This is a genomic window from Ammoniphilus soli (genome assembly GCF_040813775.1).
Map to the genome: position 1 here is coordinate 55092 of NZ_JBEGDL010000004.1, position 18530 is coordinate 73621.

Genomic DNA, 18530 nt, shown 5'->3' on the forward strand with positions numbered 1-18530 from the left:
TAGAATCACTAACAATTTTACTAGAATCTTCCCTTTAGCGGGAGGACAAAAGATCGACTTTACTTTCATCCTGAACTCGCTCCACCCGGTGCAGCCACCAGGAACAGCTAAAGGTGACCCCTAGGACCAGCAGCGATCCCCCCACGACTCCGGGCCAATGCCAGGCTTCCCAAAACACGCCCAAGAAACTGCTGCCCAAGCTTCCTCCCAGATAGTAAGACACTAAATAAAGACTTGACGCACTGGCACGGGCAAAGGCGGCATGGGAATTGACCCAGCTGGCCGAAGCGGAATGCGCAAAGAAAAATCCAAAGCATTGAATCAGCAATCCGATCAAAATCACAATCAAAGAATGATGCAGCGTAAAAATCAAACCGAGCGCAAAGAGACCGATCCCCGCCATGAGGCAGGTCGCTTTCCCCCATCGCTGCGCCAATCTGCCCGATAGCGTCGAACTAACCGTTCCAGCCAAATAAGTAATGAACAGCATTCCCAAAAGCGTCGGCGAAAGCCCATATGGGGGGCCGCTCAAAAGGAAAGTAATAAAATTAAAGCTGCCAAGAAACACGAAAAAGTGCAGGCCGCCAACGAGAAAGGCCACCGATAAAACAGGATTTCGGAGGTGACGCACTAACCCGCTGAGCGCTTGCTTCCCATTAAACGGGATTTTGCGGAACTGCCTGGATTCCGGAAGCATCCGAACAAACAAGAAGAAAAAGCTCAGGCCCAGCAATCCGATGACCCAAAAAGAGGCTTTCCAGCCCCAGGCATCCGCTGCCGCCCCGCTAAGCAAGCGCCCCGACAATCCGCCTAGACTGTTTGCGCTGATATATAATCCCATCGCTAGGCTAAGCTCCTTCGGAGAAAACTCCTCACCCATATAAGCCATCGCAAGCGAAGGTAGCCCCGCTAAAAACACACCTTGGAGCGCACGCAATACGAGAATTGATTCAAAGCTGGAAACAAGAGGAACCGCGAGGGTCACCACAATGGCCCCCAGCATGGTCCACACCATGATTACCTTTCTCCCTAAGGAATCCGAGATGGGACCATAAAACAATAAGGCTATACTGATAAAAAAGGTCACAATGGACAACGAATAGCTGGCTTGGGATGCACTAACCCCAAATTGCTCCGTAAACAAGGGGAGCAAAGGCTGCGTCAAATATACCATCGCAAATACCAAAAACGAACCCAAGCTCAAAGCGACGGTTGCTCTCCAATATTCTTTTGTTCCCTGTTCGATCATGAAGACAACTTCCTTTTCTCTATTATTTGTAAGGAGATCATAGCACCGTTATAATGATAAAAAAAATATATTATTTTTATCAAACTGATAACTATCAGGAATGGAGACACTATGGAGTTCCGCCAACTGGAGTATTTTATCGAAGTCGCCCTGTGCCAAAACTTTACGCGTGCCGCCGAAAACCTGCTCGTGGCTCAACCGGCCGTCAGCAAGGCGATACAAAAGCTGGAACAAGAATTGCAAGTCACCCTCATTGATCGCTCTTCTAAACATATTGCCCTCACCCCCGAGGGGGAGGTGTTTCTTCAGCATGCCAAGGAGATCTTCCATCGGGTAGAGGAAACAAAAGTGGAAATGAATGAGATGCGGGGATTGGAAAAAGGAGAAGTCCGCATTGGTCTTCCTTCCATGGTCGGAAGCTATTACTTTCCAGCCATTATTAAAGATTTCAAAAGAAAATACAGCGCCTTGCAGATCAACGTCGTAGAAGAGGGCACCATGCAGGTGCAAAGGCTGATAGAGCGAGGAGAAGTCGATTTAGGCATCATTGTCGTTGATCAGCCTCTTGACCATCTGGATTACATTCCCTTGCTTCATGAAGAAATGGTCGCATGTGTCCCAAGCGATCACCCTTTTGCCCAGAAGGACTATGTCACCTACCATGACTTGGTCAAGGAGCCGCTGATTCTCTTCAAGGAAGGGTATTTTCAGCGCCATCTGATCCTTGAAACAAGCAAAATAACGGGAGTTAATCCGAATGTAAGCTTTTCCGCCAATCAGCTTTCCCTCATCAAGTCCTTTGTTGCCGAAGGATTAGGAGTCACCCTGTTCTTGCGGCTGGTTGCGGCTGCCGATCCCAAGCTGGTTGCGGTATCCCTAAACCCGCCCATCTATCTGTCACTCGCCGTCGCGTGGAATAAAAACAAGTACCTTTCCCTTGCTTCCCAAGCATTTTTGGATTTTCTCAAAAACAGAAAAGAGTAAGGTCAATAGACCTTACTCTTTTAGCAGCTTTTCCATTTCATCCAAGGTTTCTTTGAATCCCTTCAATGCCGTTTCAATGACTTTCGGAGAGGTCATATCCACCCCTGCATCCTTAAGCACTTCAATCGGATCCTTCGAGTTTCCTGCAGAAAGGAAATTTTCGATGTATCGATCCACCGCCGGCTCCCCTTCATCCCACATCTGCTGGGCAAAGGCGTTCGCCGCGGCAAATCCCGTTGCATACTGATACACATAATAGTTTCGGTAGAAATGAGGAATTCTTGCCCATCCCAGGGAAGCCCCGTCGTCCACCACTAAGCTTTCCCCGAAATACTTCTTCATCAGGGAGCCATACAGCTCCATCAGGGACTCTGAAGTCAGCGCCTCTCCCTTTTCTGCTTTTTCATGAATGCCTTTTTCGAATTCGGCAAACATGGTCTGCAGGAATAAGGTTCCGCTGTAGTCCTCCAGCCGCTGATTCAGGATCGCGATTTTCTCTTCCTTCTTTTTCGCTTTTTGGTACATCTCCCTAAACAGCAGCGCTTCATTTGTCGTAGAGGCTACTTCTGCCGTAAAAATCGGATAGCTTGCGTTCAAGTAGCTCTGGGTGCGGTTGGAGAAATGCGAATGGGCCGCGTGCCCGAATTCATGGGCCAGCGTATACACGTCATCCATCTCCCCCTGGTAATTCAACAGGATATAGGGATGGGAGTCATAGCCCCCCCATTGAAAAGCTCCAGAACGTTTGCCGGGCGTATAGTACACATCAATCCAGCGCTCCTTGAATCCCCGATCAAGCAAAGCGGCATATTCCTCGCCTAAAATGGAAAGTCCGTCCTTGACCCGCTCCTGGGCCTTTTCATAGGGGATGTATCCGAGCTGCCGATCATTGCCGAACTTCACGTAAAGGTCATACAGATACATCTTGTCCAGCTTCGCTGCATTTTTCTTCAGCTCGATATAGCGGTGCAGCTCGGGCAAATGCTTCCCTACGGTCTCGATTAAATTGTCATAAACGGAAACCGGGATCTGATTTCCTTCCATGCTCGCATCCCGGGTACTCGGATATTGCCGCACTTCGGAATAGAAAATGTTTTTCTTTACCTCGGATTGGAGAATCTGGGCAAAGGTGTCCTTAAATTGGTTAATAGTCTTGAAATAAGCCTCATAAGCCCTTTTCCGCACTTCCCGGTCCGGGCTTTGCATAAAGGAAGCATAATTGGCTGGAGTCAGCGTAATTTCATTTCCGCTTTGATCTTTAATGGAGGGAAACGTTAGATCTTTGGTCAGCATGCCAAAAATGCTCTCAGGGGCGTCTGCCAGCACACCGCTTTTGGCCAGCAGCTGCTCCATTTCCTTTGGCAGAGTATGCTCCTTCACTCGTACCTGCAGCTCAATCCACCGCTTATATTCTTTCATGCTTGGATCCGAAATGTATTGCTCCAGCTTCTTTTCCGGGATGCTGAGCAACTCTGGGACAAAAAACGATATTTCCTCGCTCATTTTAATGGCCACATCGTCCGCACGGGAGGACAATTGCTGAAATACGGGATCGCTTTTATTCGTATGGAAAGACAGCTTGGCGTACGTATAGGTTCTTTCAAAGCCCCTGCTTAGCTGCACATAAAGCTCCATCGCCTTTTTTAGATGTTTTACAGACTTGCCTAAACGGCCATTCATCTTGCCAAGCTCATCGGAAAGCTTCTCGACTTCCCGCAAATCCTTTTCCCAGGCTTCGGTGTTCGGGTAGAGATCCTCTAAGCTCCATTTATACTCGGCAGGAACATCCTCCCTTGTCTTGTAATGCGGAATCTTCCCTTCTCCCTCAATCTCCTGGGCGAAACCGTCTGTCGCATAGGCAAAGAATACTGCAAAGGCTAACAAAAGGATAAAGATAGGTTGTCTTGATCCTTTTCCCATGAAATTTACCCCTTTCCTCAAAAGGCACAATTTCTAATAGTATGTTTTTGGGTTGATCATCCTATCCCTCCGGCCGATATATAACTTTTTCTTATCAACTTGATAAATAATTATTATGATGGTAAGATAAATTCGTCAACACCAATACCCAGGCGCAGGAGCTTAGATTGGGGGTTCCTGCGTTTCTGGATACAAAAGAATCAAAGGGAGGATAAGAAAAATGACTCAAAGATTAGTAGGACTGCCAGCACCGCATTTTGAAATGGAAACTGCCCTAGGAAACGGCAAGGACTTCGGCAAGGCTTCTTTAAGCGATTACAAGGGAAAATGGCTCGTGTTGTTTTTCTATCCATTAGACTTTACTTTCGTATGCCCTACAGAAATTACAGCACTTAGCGATCGCGCTGAAGAGTTCACGGAGCTCGATGCCGAGATTCTTGGCGTATCCACCGATTCCAAATTCTCTCACCGCGCTTGGATCAACACGCCGCGCGACGCTAATGGATTAGGAGAATTAAACTTCCCGCTGGGTGCGGACCTAACACACAGCGTTTCCCGCGATTATGGCGTATTGCTTGAGGAACAAGGAATTGCTCTTCGCGGATTATTCATTATTTCTCCAGAGGGAGAGCTGAAATATCAAGTCGTGCACCACAATGACATTGGACGCTCGGTTGATGAGACGCTTCGCGTGCTTCAAGCCCTTCAAGCTGGCGGGTTGTGCCCCGCTAACTGGAAGCCTGGCCAAGGAACTCTATAATTTGGAGGTATTCTCTCATGCCTATGCGACTTCGCACCCCGATGCCTCCCATCGAAGGGGCAACGGAATGGTTTAATGCCGATGGATTCGATCAAGCTCAGCTAATTTGCTAACCTGAAGCCGAAGATTGAGCAGCTGCTGGGCATTACATAGGAAAAAGAAAAGAGGACCTGTCGCTTTTGACAAGTCCTCCTTTTGCCTTATCTCTTCATTCTTTCCAAGAAGTCATGCAGGATCCGAGCCGTCATCCCCCAGATGACCTTGTCTTCATACCGGTAAAAATACTCGGCGATCTTGGCTCTCCTCCATTTATAATACTTGCCGTTAGGAATGAGCTCAAAAGGAAAATCATCCGGCGGCTTCATTTCCAATGGCACATAGTAAAGCTCCGGTTCATGGCTCATCAGAAAGGCCAGCGGCACCGTAAAAACCTCAGCGACCTCCTCGGGATCGGGATGAAGGCGGATGCCGTCCTTCAGCTGGCATAGATGAGGGTATATGATCGTATGAGTAGTGACAAAGATATCCAAGGGTGCAATGAGTTCCATTTCATCCGCACCGATCCCCAGTTCCTCACAGGTTTCTCTTACCGCTGCGGATTCCTCGGAAAGGTCATCAGGCTCCAGCCTGCCCCCGGGGAAGCAAATTTCGCCCGGCTGGTGGCGCAGCTGATGCCCGCGCACCTGAAACAATACAGACAGTCCATCTTTCTCTTGGATTAAGGGAACCATTACGGCTGCTTTTGCCACACTCTCATGGCCCAAGATGTGCGGTACTCGATTGCGGTATATGGCTTTAATCTCTTCAATCACGCTTTGGGGTCCCCTTTCCTATGGCATTTATTTCTATATTACCATGGAATTTAGGGAGTAATAAAGCTTTCATCCGCCTTAACGTCGTTTTCAATCAGCTTCGTTTCCTTCATCCATTGGATAATGGCTTCCCAGGATGCGGCTGTCTGGCTGCCGAACGCTTCGGATTCCGAGCTCATGAGCGGCAGAAGGATCTCCAGGCTCTTCGCCTCAACTTCCGCGTCAAGAGGATAGGATTGGTTCGCCTGGCTCAACAGGATATCGAGCCCCTCCTTCGGGTTGGCTTTTACATAGTCGAATCCTTTGTTCACTGCAGCGGTAAACTGCTTGATGAGCTCCGGGTTTTCCTTCGCTGTCTTCTCGCTCGTCACAAGCACCAGCTCGTAGTAATCCGGCACCCCAAAATCGACAGGGCTGAAGGCGTTCATAGCGATTCCCTCTTTTTCAAGCAAGACCTTTTCATGGTTGATGTAGCCTCCGCTGATCGCGTCCACCTTTTTCGTAGAAATGGCAGGCATCAGGTCCCAGCCCACATCAATCAGTTCCACTTGGCCAGCATCCCCGCCGTCAGCCGTCACCATCGTCTTGACCACTGCCTCATTCATCGGGATAGCCGGATAGCCGACGGATTTTCCAGCCAAATCCTTAGGTGCGGAAATTCCGCTTTCTGCCGGTACCATAATCGCATTCAGGGGATGGCGGACAATCGCCGAAACGGATACGACCGGAATCTGCTGCGCTCTGGCCATCACCACTTGCGGCTGGTAGCTTAGGGCAAAATCGACCTCTCCGGTGGAAACCAGCTTGAGCGGGTCATTCGTCTCTGCCGGCATTTTGATATCCAGCTCCAAGCCCTGCTCCTTAAAGAAGCCTTGCTCCTGTCCGGCATAGAGGAAGGAATGGACCGCATTCGGGTACCAATCCAGCATGATGCTTACTTTTTTCGTTTCCTCAGCGGACTCTTTGGGCTCTCCAGGCTCTCCCGAAGCAGGGGGATTGGAAGCGGAGCATGCTGTCAGCAGCGCTAGACTCGCCGCCATTAAACTTAGACCAATTTTTTTAAACTTCAACATGTTTTTCATTCACCTTTCTTTTTCGCTCCTTGGTAATGCCAAGGTATCGTCTTTTTTTCCAGCCATTGAATCCATAAAAACAGGGCAAAGCCGGCCAGGGACAGGAGGAATACGGAGGCAAACAGCAAATCCGCCTGCAGGTTATTCGATGCCCTCCGGCTGAAGAACCCCAGTCCCTCGCTGGCACCCAGCCATTCGCCGATGGTCGCGCCAATCACGCTGACGGTCGCAGCCACCTTCAGCCCGGAGAAAAAAGAAGGTAGGGCCTGCGGGACCTGCAGCTTAAGGAAAATCTGCCTCCCATTGGCTCCCATCGTTTTCATCAGCTGGACCCATTCGCGATCTGTCGCCCTCAGCCCATCTACCGTGTTCACGACGATCGGGAAGAAAGAAATCAGAATCGTAACGGCCACTTTTCCCCAGATCGAGTAACCGAACCACATGATCAGGATCGGCGATAAAGCGACAATCGGGACCGTCTGGGAAGCAATGACAATCGGATAGAGGACCTTTTCGCCCGTCCGCGTGAATACGATCGCCATGGCCCCCGCGATGCCGATGAGACTGGACAAAGCCAAGCCGAGGAAAACCTCCTTCAGGGTGGCTGGCAAATGGACCAGCAGCAGCAGCTCCCAGCTGTCCCCCAGCGCCTTCAGGATGCGGCTGGGCGGGGGGAGGATAAAGGCCGGCACAGACAAGGACCGGACAAGGATTTCCCATCCTGCCGCTAAACCGATGATGACGATCCAAACTGCCTTGTTTTTCATAATGAGACCCTTTTTTCGTATAACAGATTCATAATTTTCTCACGAAGTTCAACAAACTCCTTCGTCATGATCAATGAGGGTGAACGCGGACGATCAAATGGAACACGGATTTCCTTAAACGCCCCCTCTTGCTGGGAGCTCATCACATAAATGCGATCCGACAAATACAAGGCTTCCTCAATGTCATGGGTAATGAGGAATACCGATTGCTCCCACTTCTGCCAGGCCTCCGTCAGCCAATGCTGCAGCTCCCTTCTCGTAAACGCGTCAAGCGCGCTGAAAGGCTCGTCCAACAGCAGCAAGGGATGGCCGCCCAAAACGGCCCGCAGGAAAGAAACCCTCTGCCTCATTCCCCCCGAAAGCTCATGCGGATAGGCATGCGCAAAAGCCCCCAGGCCAAACAGGGGCAGCATCTCCCGTACCTTGTCCTGGGCCTCTTTCTTGCCTATCCCTTGTATTTCCAAGGGAAGGGCGGCGTTGGCGGCCACCGTTCTCCAAGGCATCAAGAGGTCCTGCTGCGGCATCAGCCCGACCTTCCCCAAGCGGCGGCCACCCTTTGCCCCCAAGAACTCAATATGCCCGGCCGTCGGTTCGTACAGGCCCGCCACCAGCTTCAGTACCGTGCTTTTTCCGCATCCGCTCAAGCCGACCAAGCTGACGAATTCCTTCGGGTAAATGGCGGAGCTGTGATTCTTCAGGATCCGGATTTCCTCATGCCCCTTCTCATAGCCGAAGGAAACATCCACCAACTGAACAAGCGCCTCCACGCTTTACTCCACCGGCCAATCCAAGCGGTGATAAGCCATATCCCAGAACATGTACTCAAAGCGGGAAGTATTCAGGAAGTGCTCCTCCAGAATGGCCAACTCCCGCTCAGGCTTTCCTTCTGTCAGATCATCCAAGTGGCCGATCAGCCATTGCGCCAAGCTCCCGAATTCCGCAGAAGAATACATGGTCACCCATTCCCCATAAAGGGAGTGATCCTTTGACTCCGGAAATTCATCCGCAAGAGCTTTTCCGATTTCCCAGTAGCTCCACATGCAGGGAAGGAGGGCAGAAATCAATTCTTCCAATGAGCCATTTTGGGCCACATGCAGCATATAGCGGGTATAGGCCAGATTGATCGGGGTAGCCTTTGTATCCTCCAGCTCCTGGCGGGTGATGCCAAAGCGCTCCGCGTACTGGCGGTGAAGCTCCATTTCCCCATGCAGGGTTTCATGGAGCAGCTTGGCGAACCAGGCCATTGAGTCCAGGTCCCTCGCTTTCATGGATCCCAAAGCGAACATCTTCGCGTAATCGATCAAGTAAACGTAATCCTGCTTCATGTAATATTCAAACGATTCCCGGGGCAGGCTCCCATCTCCCAAACCGCGGACAAAGGGATGGGCATGGGTTTTCCCCCATACCGGGCGGACCTTTTCATAGAGGCGCTCTGAAAATTTCATCTATTCTTCTCCCTTTCTTGTATTGCACCATTCGGCGATGAATATCGCCATGATCTTGGCGAATTCCACAAGCTGTCGCAATTCCAGCTTTTCGTCTACAGCATGGGCATCCTCCAGCTTGCCGGGACCATAAAGGACGGTAGGAATTCCGGCCCTGCCGAGCCAGCCCGCATCCGTTACGGTGGTTGTCATGCCGACGACCGGAGCCGCTTTTTCCACTTCTTCATGAACCGATCCAAGAAGAACGGTTCCAGGGTGAAGAGGATCCACTTCAAAGGAAGGAAAAATCTCTCCCCTTTCCTCTATCATCGACTTTCCTCCCCATCGGAACTGCGGCGGATGATCCCTCAGCCAAGGATCGGCAGCAGCCACTTGCAGGATGTGGGTCTCGATTTCGCGGACCACATCTTCAAAGGATTCATTGGGATAAAAGTGAACGGTAATCCAAAGCGAACAGCGGTCGGCAACAAAGGCGGCATGCCTTCCCCCTTCAATGACAGCCGGATTGATCGTATTCGTCCCCGGCGGAAATCCAGGGTAGCTCTTCGTGACCGCCCAATGGCGTTCCAGGTCCTGCAAGCCCGAGATGATTTTCGCCATTTTCTCGATGGCACTTGCTCCATGAACGCCGCCGCCGGCATGAATCATATTCCTGCGGACGCCGTCATGATGGGTTTCTTTGCTTTGTACCGTGATCCATCCGGTAATCACGCCGCCTTGTCCCTGGATATGCAGATCGCTTGTGTCGACCACCACAGCAAAGTCTCCCGTATACCCTCGCTCCAGGCACGATAAGGTACCCGCTTCCCCGGCTTCCTCCCCAATGACGGACTGGAACTGAAGATCGCCTTTGAGGTTAACCCCGAGGTCCTGCAAGATCTTTACCGCGAACAGGGAAGCCGCCATGCCGCCTTTCATATCCGCTACCCCGCGCCCATACACATAGCCTTCCTTTTGCGTCAATCGGAAAGGATCGCAGCTCCACTCCGAATCATCTCCTACTTCGGCTACATCCATATGTCCATTGATGATCAAACTCCTGTAGTCCGCTCCATCCTTTCCCTTCAAGACCCCAACGACATTGGGATCCCCGGGGTAAACGTCCCAGCTATCGACTTCGAACTGAAGTCCTTTAAGGATACCTGCTAAATAGTTTTGCGCCTCCTCCGTATTTCTTGCGGGCGGACTTACGGTAGGATAAGAAATCAACGCGGCCAACAGCTCGAGGAGTTCCCCTTTTCTCGCTTCCACTTCCTTTGATACGAGCTCCTTCAGATTCAAGATCATGCTGTCCAATCTATCAGCCCCCTTTGTAAGTTTGTTTATGCAAAGCCTCTTGATGTAACCATAAAAAAACCGCTATCCACAATCTGGAAAGCGGTAAAGATCTATGCAGGCTATGTGCCCGGCTTCAATCTTCCACTTTCCTACGCTGGCATGAACCAGATCAGGTTCTAAGGGTTCGAAACTCCGTTCCATCTCAGCCCGCAAGGACCCCCCCAGTGGTATTTATTTACTTCATTGTAAACCCGCCATCGACGACTAAACATTGCCCGGTCACAAACCTAGACCATTCGCTGGCGAAATATAGCACGCTGCCTGCAATATCTTCCGGGCGAGCAATTTTCCGGAGTGGGGTTTGCGAAATGATGCTGTCCTTCACTTCTTCCTTTGTCATTCGACTGGCATCCGTCGGATAAACTATTCCCGGCGCCACGCAATTCACCGTAATGCCAAACGGCCCTAAATCGGCAGCCAGGTTTTGGGAATAGCTAAGGAGTGCTCCTTTCGCTGTGGTGTAATCGTGGTAAGGAACGACCGGACGGTAAACCAAATTGCTGACCATGTTGATAATCCGCCCGAAACCGTTCGCCTTCATTCCCGGAATGGCGTGCTTGCATACGTGGAAGGAGCCCTTCAGGGATCCATCCAATTGCCTCTGATAATCCTCCCATTCCACTTCCCAGGCCATTTTCCGCTGATCCGGATCGAATCGGTAATGGTGAAGCGCGTTATTTACGACAATATCCAAAGAAGAGAATTCATCTGTTATTTCTTCAATTAATTGCTGAACCTCTGTCTCGTCCGTGACATCTCCCCGAAGAGCCATCGATTCAATCCGGTATTCCTGGCTTAAGCGATTGGCTAACCGTTCAGCCCGATCGCGATTCTGAACATAATTAATGATAACGACGGCTCCCTGCTGCGCAAAAGACTCGGCAATAGCCGCACCGATACCCCGGCTGGAACCGGTGACCAATACTACCTTTCCCTTCAGATTAAGCTCCATACGGTCACCTACTTCAGCTGCTTGACCAGATCATTCGTGAACAAACTGTCCATTCCGACCGGCCCTTTCAATAGGCCCATTTTCACATAGGCAGCTTCCACTTCCTTCAGGATATCTCCGTTCAGCCAACCCAGCCCTTTTTCTTCCATTTCCTCGTTGACGGAAACAGCGTTCCTGATTTTAATAATCTCGAGGTTTCGTCCTTCATCTTTCCCGTCAATGGCTGCCTGAACAGCTGCCTTTGCTGCTTCCTCCGGATGTTCCATGGTATATTTCACACTATCCCGATAGACCTGAAGGAATTTCACAAGCATCTCTTTCTTTTCATTGAACGTTTTCTCGGTGACGACAAACACATCGGATGGCGTGTTGAGCACTTCTTTGACATGCATTACGTTCACATCGCCCAAACCTTTTTGCGAGGCGTCATAGAGTCCCGTATCGGTAGCTGCCGTAGCGTCAACCTGCTTGTTCATTAGCGGCCCGAAGTTGAGCACCCCAGCTTCAATGATCGTTACATCGTTTTCCGATATTCCCGCTTCGGAAAGAAGTACTTTCAAGTTCTGGTAAGTACCGCTGCTCAAGCTGTACACGCCGATATTCTTCCCTTTCAGATCCTCAATCTTAGTAATGTTGCTTTCTTTCAGGGAAACAAGATTAAATACGTTTTCGGGATAAATGTTGTAGATGATTTTGAGCTTCTCTCCTTTTTCAGCGGCTAGCATAACAGCTTCCACATTGGCAAAAGCAATGTCAGCATTTCCTGCAATGATGTTCTTTACGGCATCTCCGCCACCCGCTCCGGGAATATACTCAAACTCCAAGCCGGCATCCTGGAACCACCCCTTCTCTTGGGCGAGGTACAGATTCGCCTGCTCAGCGATCGGCTTGCTCCAGGAAGCCATGCGCACCTTTTCGGTATCAGCAGCTTGCATCTCCGTCTTGGCCTCCGCAGGCGCAGGCTGGGCCACAGGCTGGCTGCTCCCGCATCCAGCCAGACCCAAAGCGGCTAGCAGGGTAATGACTGATAATGTAATGGACTTTTTCAAGGTTTACTCCTCCGAGCATAGTAGTATTTTTTAAAAAATAGCCGTTCGATAAGATAGATTGCCTGATAGAGAAGAATGCCCATCAGAGTTAGCAAAATAAACACGGAAAACATCAGCGGCGTGTCCATCATCCCCTGGGCGACGATGATGAGCGCCCCTAAGCCCTTGTTGGCCCCAATGAATTCACTGACGACCGCGCCTACCACACTGAGTACGATCGCCACCCGCAACCCCGAAAACAAATAGGGTATAGCCGTGGGAAGTCTCAGCTTGGCGAGAATCTTCCATTTCGAAGCACGGAGGGAACGAAACAAGGCCACTTTATCCTGATCTACATACGTCAGGCCCGTCACAGTACTTTCGAATATAGGAAAAAAGCTAACCAAGGCAACAATGATCATTTTAGGCAGATAGCCAAATCCCAGCCATAGAGCCAACAAAGGGGCCAAAGCGAGCTTTGGCATCGCTTGGGAGGCAATGATATAGGGGTGGAGGATTTCTTCCACCGTTTTCGAATGGGCCACCAGAAATCCTAGACCAATCCCCATGATAGCTCCCATGGCAAAGCCGCCAAGCACTTCAATGCCTGTTGCCCGGATATGAGGATAGAAATAACCGTTCGAGAAATTTTCCATCATGTTGGCTGCAATCACCAACGGCGCAGGCAAAATGAGCTCAGGAATGCGCAACCAGCGGACGAGTCCCTCCCAAACCATCAGGATGACGAAAAATAGGATCAGCGAATAGGTCTTCGGCGCGCTCTTCATGTCAATGCCGCACTCCCCATGTTTTCAATATCTTCGTGAATGATCTTGATCAGTTCGAGAAATCCTTTTTCAAACTTAAGTTCTTTCTGACGGGGTCTTGAAAAAGGAACGGCGTATTCCTTCACAATCTGCGCCGGGGAGCCACCCATTAAAAGAATGCGGTCCGACAGAAAAACAGCTTCTTGAATATCATGCGTAATGAATAAGACCGTTGGATTAAATTGATGGGATAGCTTTGCCAATTCTCCTTGCATCTGTCCTTTTGTCAAGGCATCGAGGGCGGCAAAAGGCTCATCCATAAGCAGGACATCCGGGCGTGTCAGCAGAGCCCGTGCCAGGGAAACTCTGGACATCATCCCCCCCGATAATTCATGGGGAAATTTCTCCTCATTCCCCGCTAACCCTACAAGGCTCAGGATTTCTTTTGCTTTGCCCCGATCATCGGGAGTAACCCTGCGCTTTAGTTCGAACGGCAAAAGCACATTCTCCAGGACATTCTTCCACTCCAGCAGAATGGGCTTCTGAAAGACATATGTCATCTCGTCCCTGGGCTCAAGGACAGGGAGCCCTCCCACGCGAACCTGTCCCTCGGATGGTTTCGTCAGGCCGGCAATCAATTGGAGGAGACTGGTTTTTCCGCAGCCGCTTCGGCCGATGACGCTGACAAACTCCCCTTTATCCACTCGAAGGTTCACATGCTCAAGGACAGGCATGGCGGCTTTATTGAATCGCAGCCCAATATTAGTCAGATCAACTTGTGCATCTCTCATAGATTGTCTCCCATGCTGCTAATCCCGGTAGGGATCATATAAATCGATTTGCTGTTCCGCCGAGGATTCCACGTCACACCACCGTACCAGTTCGGCCAGATTCAATCGCCCATCATGGTGCCAGCCCGACTGGGGCCTCGGCATCTCCCCAATCGCGCATACCCGGTTGACCCCGCACTCCCCAAGAAGCTCCAGCCATTTCCGGAATTTTTGCGGAGGGCAGGCAATGCCCGCTGTCTGAACGTAGGACTTGAGCGGCAGAATTTTTGCTGAGATTTCCGTTATGTCATGAATCGGAATGACGGAAACGAATCGGTTTAATGGAGAAATCGGAAAGTCGGATTCCTCGCGGTAGACCACTGTCCACGCAGAATCTCCCCGACTGGCCAAACAATCTGTCCTTTCATCTTGAAAAGATCGGAATTCAGCTTCGGAACGAGCCTGCCTGATCGCTTGATGTTCATCTGCCGTTAAAGCAGCCCGAGGCATTTTATGCTCAAACGCCGCCATTTCCTGAGCGAGTATTCTGGCGAAATCCCTAGGGGAGATTCTTCCGCCTTGCTCGACGAAAAAAACATGCGGCGACAGGCAGCCCTGCTGATCGAACCAAGAAGCATCGCGGGCCGCCAGGCGCGCTGTGAGGGAAGCCGTGGTCGGTTCCAGGCATTCCCCGGCAATGACGCCAAAGCTGACTTTATGACCGTGGGCGATATATCTTACATGAGGGGGAATCCGGGTGGCAATTTCCCTTGTCGACTTATCGCTCCCATAGGCAATCACTGTATCCGATCTGCGGAAAGCCGCTTCCTCCAGCTCCCGATGGCCGCCTTTCCACCATACGATCGCTATAGCTTGAGCTAAATTCGGATTAATCTCTTCTATCGTCTTGGCAAAGAGAACCGGAAACAGCGGTTCGGATGACGACACCTTGCCAAGTGCAGCCGACTTAACCAGCAAGCCTGACGTCAGGCTCCAGAGCGGCAACGCGGGGACATTGCCGGAGAAGATATGCGTAGTAAGCTCCGGACCGTAAGCGCGGATCAGCCCCCCCGCCTTCCTTGGTCGGAACTCATCCAGAACAAGAGGATTCGGAAAGTCCTCGTCCACCATCCGCTGCAGTTTTTCCTTTCGGAAGTTCCGCAAATATTGAGTCAAAAACAAACGGATCATCTCTCCGTCATAGCCTGTTATGATCGGCAGCCATTCCTGGGCCAGTTTTCGAAGCTCGTAGGAAGGATCCAGCCAGCGCTGTACGGCAGTGTCCAAAATGTCAATTATGTCTTGAACCCGAAGATATTTCATATACTCGTTCTGCTGCATCTTAAGAAATACAGCAAGCTCTGTCACCTGACGTCCCGTAAAGTCAGGAACCCTCAAATGCACAGTTTCGCCTTTGCTTTCAAAGCTCAAGGTTCGAAAGACAAGTCCTTCTCTCATTTCTTTAGGTAAATGGTAACAATCGAAAATCATCTGCTAATCTCACTTCTCGCCGCCAGAAACTGTTCGACAGCGAGGGAGCAGCCCTTCGCTTCTGAACCGGCCGCTCGCCCCAGCAATAGGAAGCCCCCATCATCTACTGACAAGCCCAGATCTTCGGTCATGATGGCTAGGACAGAATTCAGATTGGCCAAATCATAATGAACAATGATACCCTTTTCACCGTTTTCCTTCGGCTGCATCGTAGCCGGATCGAAGATCACTGTCCGTACCCAATGGGGAGCTTTTTTACTGTACGTGATCGGCTGGTTGCCAAGCACATGGTCTCGCAAATTCCCATCATAAAACTGGGAGCTTAACTCGCTCATGCCGTACATATTAATGCAGGCAAAGGAAGGGATGGAAAAAAGCTGGCACAATTGGCTCCTTAAATCCTCAGGATCCACTTCCCTGGAGCGGCCCTTCGCTCCACCCGTATCCATCACCCGGCTCCCCTCAGGGAGTTGAAATCGGGTTCCCTTTCCCAAGCATTCATCCAGGAAATGAATGAAGGAAAAAGTAGCGCCAATCACTAGAACAGGTTCACCATTTTGTTCTGAATCCCGCAAAAAGGCAATCAGCTTTTCCGATTCCAAGCCCTGGGAAGATAGCATATAGTCACTGCCTTCCTTCCCGAACGTCTGAAGTCCGAGATGGAGGTAATGAGCAAGCGAAGAGTTGGGAAGCTCGGCTTCTGTCGGAAAGAGGATAGCCATTTTCACCTTATCCACATCAGGAAGAATATAGCTTTTGAAATGTTCCCTCATCGACAGGTCATAAACCTCCAGGTCACGGTGATAATTCTTCCCTCGCAATTCCGGGTTAGTCGTCCCGCTAGTCATAAAGACAGCCTGAGCTTCCTCTGGCGGACAGCATGATAAAGCAGCTTGCTTGAAAGCTCCAATTGGAACTGGTGGGATCTGCAAGTAATGAGAGACAGTTGCTGGAGATATTCTGCGTTTCCGGCAATATTTTCGAAACGGCTGATTGTTTTCATATTGATAGGCGAATAGGGTGAGTGCGATTTGATTGAACTCATCCTCTACAGCCGAACCTTTGCGTATAAACTGACTGATTAGCTGCTTTAGCATATCGTATTCCATGATTGACCTCCTTGCATAAGAGAAGCCGCTTTTCCCGGCGGAAAGCGGCATAGAGAATGGACAGCCGGCATCTTATCCTAAAAATCGATAATAAAGGCTCTTCGCTTCCGCAACGTCTTTCGTCCCGTGGACCAAAACCCGTCCATCCTGGAAAATCGCCAACCGATGGCTGCCAATGGTCAATGACACTAGATAGGGATTTTTTTCAACCTTTCCGTGTGCCGATAAAGAAGCGGCGAGCTCATCCAGGTTCCGGCCAAAACGGGCAGTCGGACGGATCTGGACGGTTTCCCTTCCGCATAAAACCGCCGTTTTCGTATGATTGGATGCATCCAAGTAAGGGTAAGCGGGATCCTCACCGCAGGATGGGCAGCCGGCCTTCTTCACCCGGTCCACTCGAATCGAGGCATGCTGGTTTTTCCATAGGTCGAAAGAAAGCAGCGTCCCCCTCAAAGCCTCCCAGTCCTCGACTAATATCTTGAGCGCCTCGGCCACTTGGTAAGCGACAACCATCTGGACCGCCGGGCTGATAATGCCCACCGTATCGCATGTCGCTCCCCCAAGCGGGACGGATTCCAGCAGGCAGCCCAAACACGGCGTTTTTCCGGGGATGACGGTGTACGTTAAGCCGTAGCTGCCTACGCAAGCACCATAGATCCAGGGAATGCGGTATTTTTGCGAGGCATCGTTGATAAGCAGCCGGATATCGAAGTTATCCGTCGCATCGAGGATCAAATCGACTCCCTGCACCAAATCATGGATCTCCTCTGTCGTGACATCCGCTACGATCGCTTGAATTTCCACTTCGGAATTGATGCTGGTCAAGCGCTTTTCCGCTGCAACCGCCTTAGGGATGCGATCCCGGGCGTCCGCTTCCGTATAAAGCTGCTGCCGCTGCAGATTGCTCCACTCGACATAATCCCGATCGACGATCGTCATCTTGCCGACCCCGGAACGCACCAGCGCTTCCGCATTTCCCGTGCCTAAAGCTCCTGCGCCAATGACTAAAGCATGCTTTTGGGCCAGTTTTGCCTGACCCTCTTTCCCTATGGATGAAAACAACTCTTGTCTGGAATAGCGGTCACTCAAACCGTGCTCATCCCTTCCACTGGACTGCTCGCTGTGGCATAGCGCTTTTTCGGGATGCGTCCCGCTTCATACCCCAGGCGTCCGGCTTCAATCGCCAGCTTCATCGCCAAGGCCATTTTCACCGGATCCTTGGCACCGGAAACAGCGGTATTCAAGAGTACCCCATCCGCTCCCATTTCCATCGCAATAGCCGCATCCGAAGGAGATCCGATTCCCGCATCCACAATGACTGGAACGGTAGCTTGCTCAATTATGAAGCTGAGATTCAGCGGATTGACGATGCCTTGGCCCGATCCGATCGGGGAAGCCCCCGGCATGATCGCGTGCACGCCTAAATCTTGCAATCTCTTAGCTAGCAATACATCGTCTGACGTGTATGGAAGAACCGTAAATCCTTCCTCCAATAGAATCTCGGAAGCTTTTAAAGTCTCTACCGGATCCGGCAAAAGCGTCTTCGGGCAGCCAATGACTTCAACCTTGATCATGTCGCATAAGCCTGAAGCCTTGGCCAATCTAGCGATCCGCACCGCTTCCTCTGCAGTCGAAGCCCCTGCTGTATTCGGGAGAAGGGTGTAATTCTTTACATCCAGCATTTCTAGGAAATTCGGCTGGCTCGGCTCAAAGATATTCATGCGGCGCACGGCAAACGTCAAGATTTGCGTCTCGGATACGTCAACCGCTTGCTTCTGGATTTCAAAATTCGGGAACTTCCCCGTCCCCAGCAATAATCTGGAACGAAACTCATAAGATCCTATTTTCAACATATCATCCGCCTCCTACGAAATGTACTATTTCTACCCGATCCCCGTCTGATAGCTGCGTGCGGGCATGGTCATCCTTCTGCAAGATATGGGTATTCAGTTCAATGATCAGTACTTTGTTATCCAATCCGAAATGCGAGATCAAATCTGTAACGCAGGATACCGTGTCCGGAACCTGCACCTGCTCTCCATTGATGTGAAGATTCAACAGCCTT

Annotated in this window: 19 protein-coding genes and 1 riboswitch; of the genes, 2 read left to right on the forward strand and 17 right to left on the reverse strand. The window is 50.7% G+C overall.

The window, feature by feature from the left end; translation table 11 throughout:
• Positions 1-34 precede the first annotated feature (34 nt).
• Positions 35-1249, reverse strand: a complete 1215-nt coding sequence (locus ABLT31_RS10605) for an MFS transporter (RefSeq protein WP_367751488.1) — start codon at positions 1247-1249, stop codon at positions 35-37.
• A gap of 111 nt (positions 1250-1360) precedes the next feature.
• On the opposite strand from ABLT31_RS10605, the gene ABLT31_RS10610 reads away from it, so the two are divergent.
• A complete protein-coding gene (locus tag ABLT31_RS10610) occupies positions 1361-2233 on the forward strand; it encodes a LysR family transcriptional regulator (protein WP_367751489.1) in 873 nt (290 codons plus the stop codon).
• A gap of 12 nt (positions 2234-2245) precedes the next feature.
• Here ABLT31_RS10610 and pepF read toward each other — a convergent pair whose 3' ends face one another.
• Positions 2246-4153 carry an oligoendopeptidase F gene (gene pepF / locus ABLT31_RS10615; RefSeq protein WP_367751490.1) on the reverse strand — a complete coding sequence of 636 codons (1908 nt, stop codon included), beginning with the start codon at positions 4151-4153 and terminating at the stop codon, positions 2246-2248.
• Between the two features lie 220 nt (positions 4154-4373).
• Here pepF and ABLT31_RS10620 point away from each other — a divergent pair, with 220 nt between their 5' ends.
• The gene (locus ABLT31_RS10620) at positions 4374-4913 is read left to right on the forward strand and encodes a peroxiredoxin (protein ID WP_367751491.1); all 540 of its coding nucleotides are present in this window, start codon (positions 4374-4376) and stop codon (positions 4911-4913) included.
• A gap of 200 nt (positions 4914-5113) precedes the next feature.
• Here the strand turns inward: ABLT31_RS10620 and ABLT31_RS10625 are convergent, their stop codons facing one another.
• The 15 genes from ABLT31_RS10625 to thiS all read right to left on the reverse strand — a co-directional run bounded on the left by ABLT31_RS10625 (position 5114) and on the right by thiS (position 18523).
• Positions 5114-5725, reverse strand: coding sequence for an NUDIX hydrolase (locus tag ABLT31_RS10625; protein ID WP_367751492.1), 612 nt, complete (start codon positions 5723-5725; stop codon positions 5114-5116).
• A gap of 50 nt (positions 5726-5775) precedes the next feature.
• On the reverse strand, positions 5776-6798 hold the full coding sequence (locus ABLT31_RS10630) for an ABC transporter substrate-binding protein (protein ID WP_367751493.1): 1023 nt from the start codon (positions 6796-6798) through the stop codon (positions 5776-5778).
• A gap of 5 nt (positions 6799-6803) precedes the next feature.
• Positions 6804-7376 (reverse strand): ABC transporter permease, encoded by a 573-nt coding sequence (locus tag ABLT31_RS10635; RefSeq protein WP_367751494.1) that lies wholly within the window; start codon positions 7374-7376, stop codon positions 6804-6806.
• A 185-nt stretch (positions 7377-7561) separates the two neighbouring features.
• On the reverse strand, positions 7562-8332 hold the full coding sequence (locus ABLT31_RS10640) for an ABC transporter ATP-binding protein (RefSeq protein WP_367751495.1): 771 nt from the start codon (positions 8330-8332) through the stop codon (positions 7562-7564).
• Between the two features lie 3 nt (positions 8333-8335).
• Complete coding sequence (tenA, locus tag ABLT31_RS10645; protein ID WP_367751496.1) at positions 8336-9010, reverse strand: thiaminase II; 675 nt, start codon at positions 9008-9010, stop codon at positions 8336-8338.
• A complete protein-coding gene (locus tag ABLT31_RS10650) occupies positions 9011-10297 on the reverse strand; it encodes an acetylornithine deacetylase (RefSeq protein ID WP_367751750.1) in 1287 nt (428 codons plus the stop codon).
• 120 nt (positions 10298-10417) lie between these two features.
• A riboswitch (TPP riboswitch) is annotated at positions 10418-10521 on the reverse strand.
• A gap of 2 nt (positions 10522-10523) precedes the next feature.
• The gene (locus ABLT31_RS10655) at positions 10524-11300 is read right to left on the reverse strand and encodes a 3-oxoacyl-ACP reductase (RefSeq protein WP_367751497.1); all 777 of its coding nucleotides are present in this window, start codon (positions 11298-11300) and stop codon (positions 10524-10526) included.
• A gap of 8 nt (positions 11301-11308) precedes the next feature.
• Complete coding sequence (locus ABLT31_RS10660) at positions 11309-12349, reverse strand: ABC transporter substrate-binding protein (protein WP_367751498.1); 1041 nt, start codon at positions 12347-12349, stop codon at positions 11309-11311.
• Positions 12346-13116 (reverse strand): ABC transporter permease, encoded by a 771-nt coding sequence (locus ABLT31_RS10665; protein ID WP_367751499.1) that lies wholly within the window; start codon positions 13114-13116, stop codon positions 12346-12348. Before ABLT31_RS10665 ends, ABLT31_RS10660 begins: the two co-directional genes overlap by 4 nt.
• The gene (locus ABLT31_RS10670) at positions 13113-13886 is read right to left on the reverse strand and encodes an ABC transporter ATP-binding protein (RefSeq protein ID WP_367751500.1); all 774 of its coding nucleotides are present in this window, start codon (positions 13884-13886) and stop codon (positions 13113-13115) included. Before ABLT31_RS10670 ends, ABLT31_RS10665 begins: the two co-directional genes overlap by 4 nt.
• An 18-nt stretch (positions 13887-13904) precedes the next feature.
• Positions 13905-15323, reverse strand: coding sequence for an acyl-CoA reductase (locus tag ABLT31_RS10675; RefSeq protein ID WP_367751501.1), 1419 nt, complete (start codon positions 15321-15323; stop codon positions 13905-13907).
• A gap of 29 nt (positions 15324-15352) precedes the next feature.
• Positions 15353-16465, reverse strand: coding sequence for a LuxE/PaaK family acyltransferase (locus tag ABLT31_RS10680; RefSeq protein WP_367751502.1), 1113 nt, complete (start codon positions 16463-16465; stop codon positions 15353-15355).
• 72 nt (positions 16466-16537) lie between these two features.
• On the reverse strand, positions 16538-17554 hold the full coding sequence (locus tag ABLT31_RS10685) for a thiazole biosynthesis adenylyltransferase ThiF (RefSeq protein ID WP_367751503.1): 1017 nt from the start codon (positions 17552-17554) through the stop codon (positions 16538-16540).
• Positions 17551-18318 carry a thiazole synthase gene (locus ABLT31_RS10690; protein ID WP_367751504.1) on the reverse strand — a complete coding sequence of 256 codons (768 nt, stop codon included), beginning with the start codon at positions 18316-18318 and terminating at the stop codon, positions 17551-17553. Before ABLT31_RS10690 ends, ABLT31_RS10685 begins: the two co-directional genes overlap by 4 nt.
• Before the next feature lies 1 nt (position 18319).
• Positions 18320-18523, reverse strand: coding sequence for a sulfur carrier protein ThiS (gene thiS / locus ABLT31_RS10695; protein ID WP_367751505.1), 204 nt, complete (start codon positions 18521-18523; stop codon positions 18320-18322).
• Positions 18524-18530: the final 7 nt, after the last annotated feature.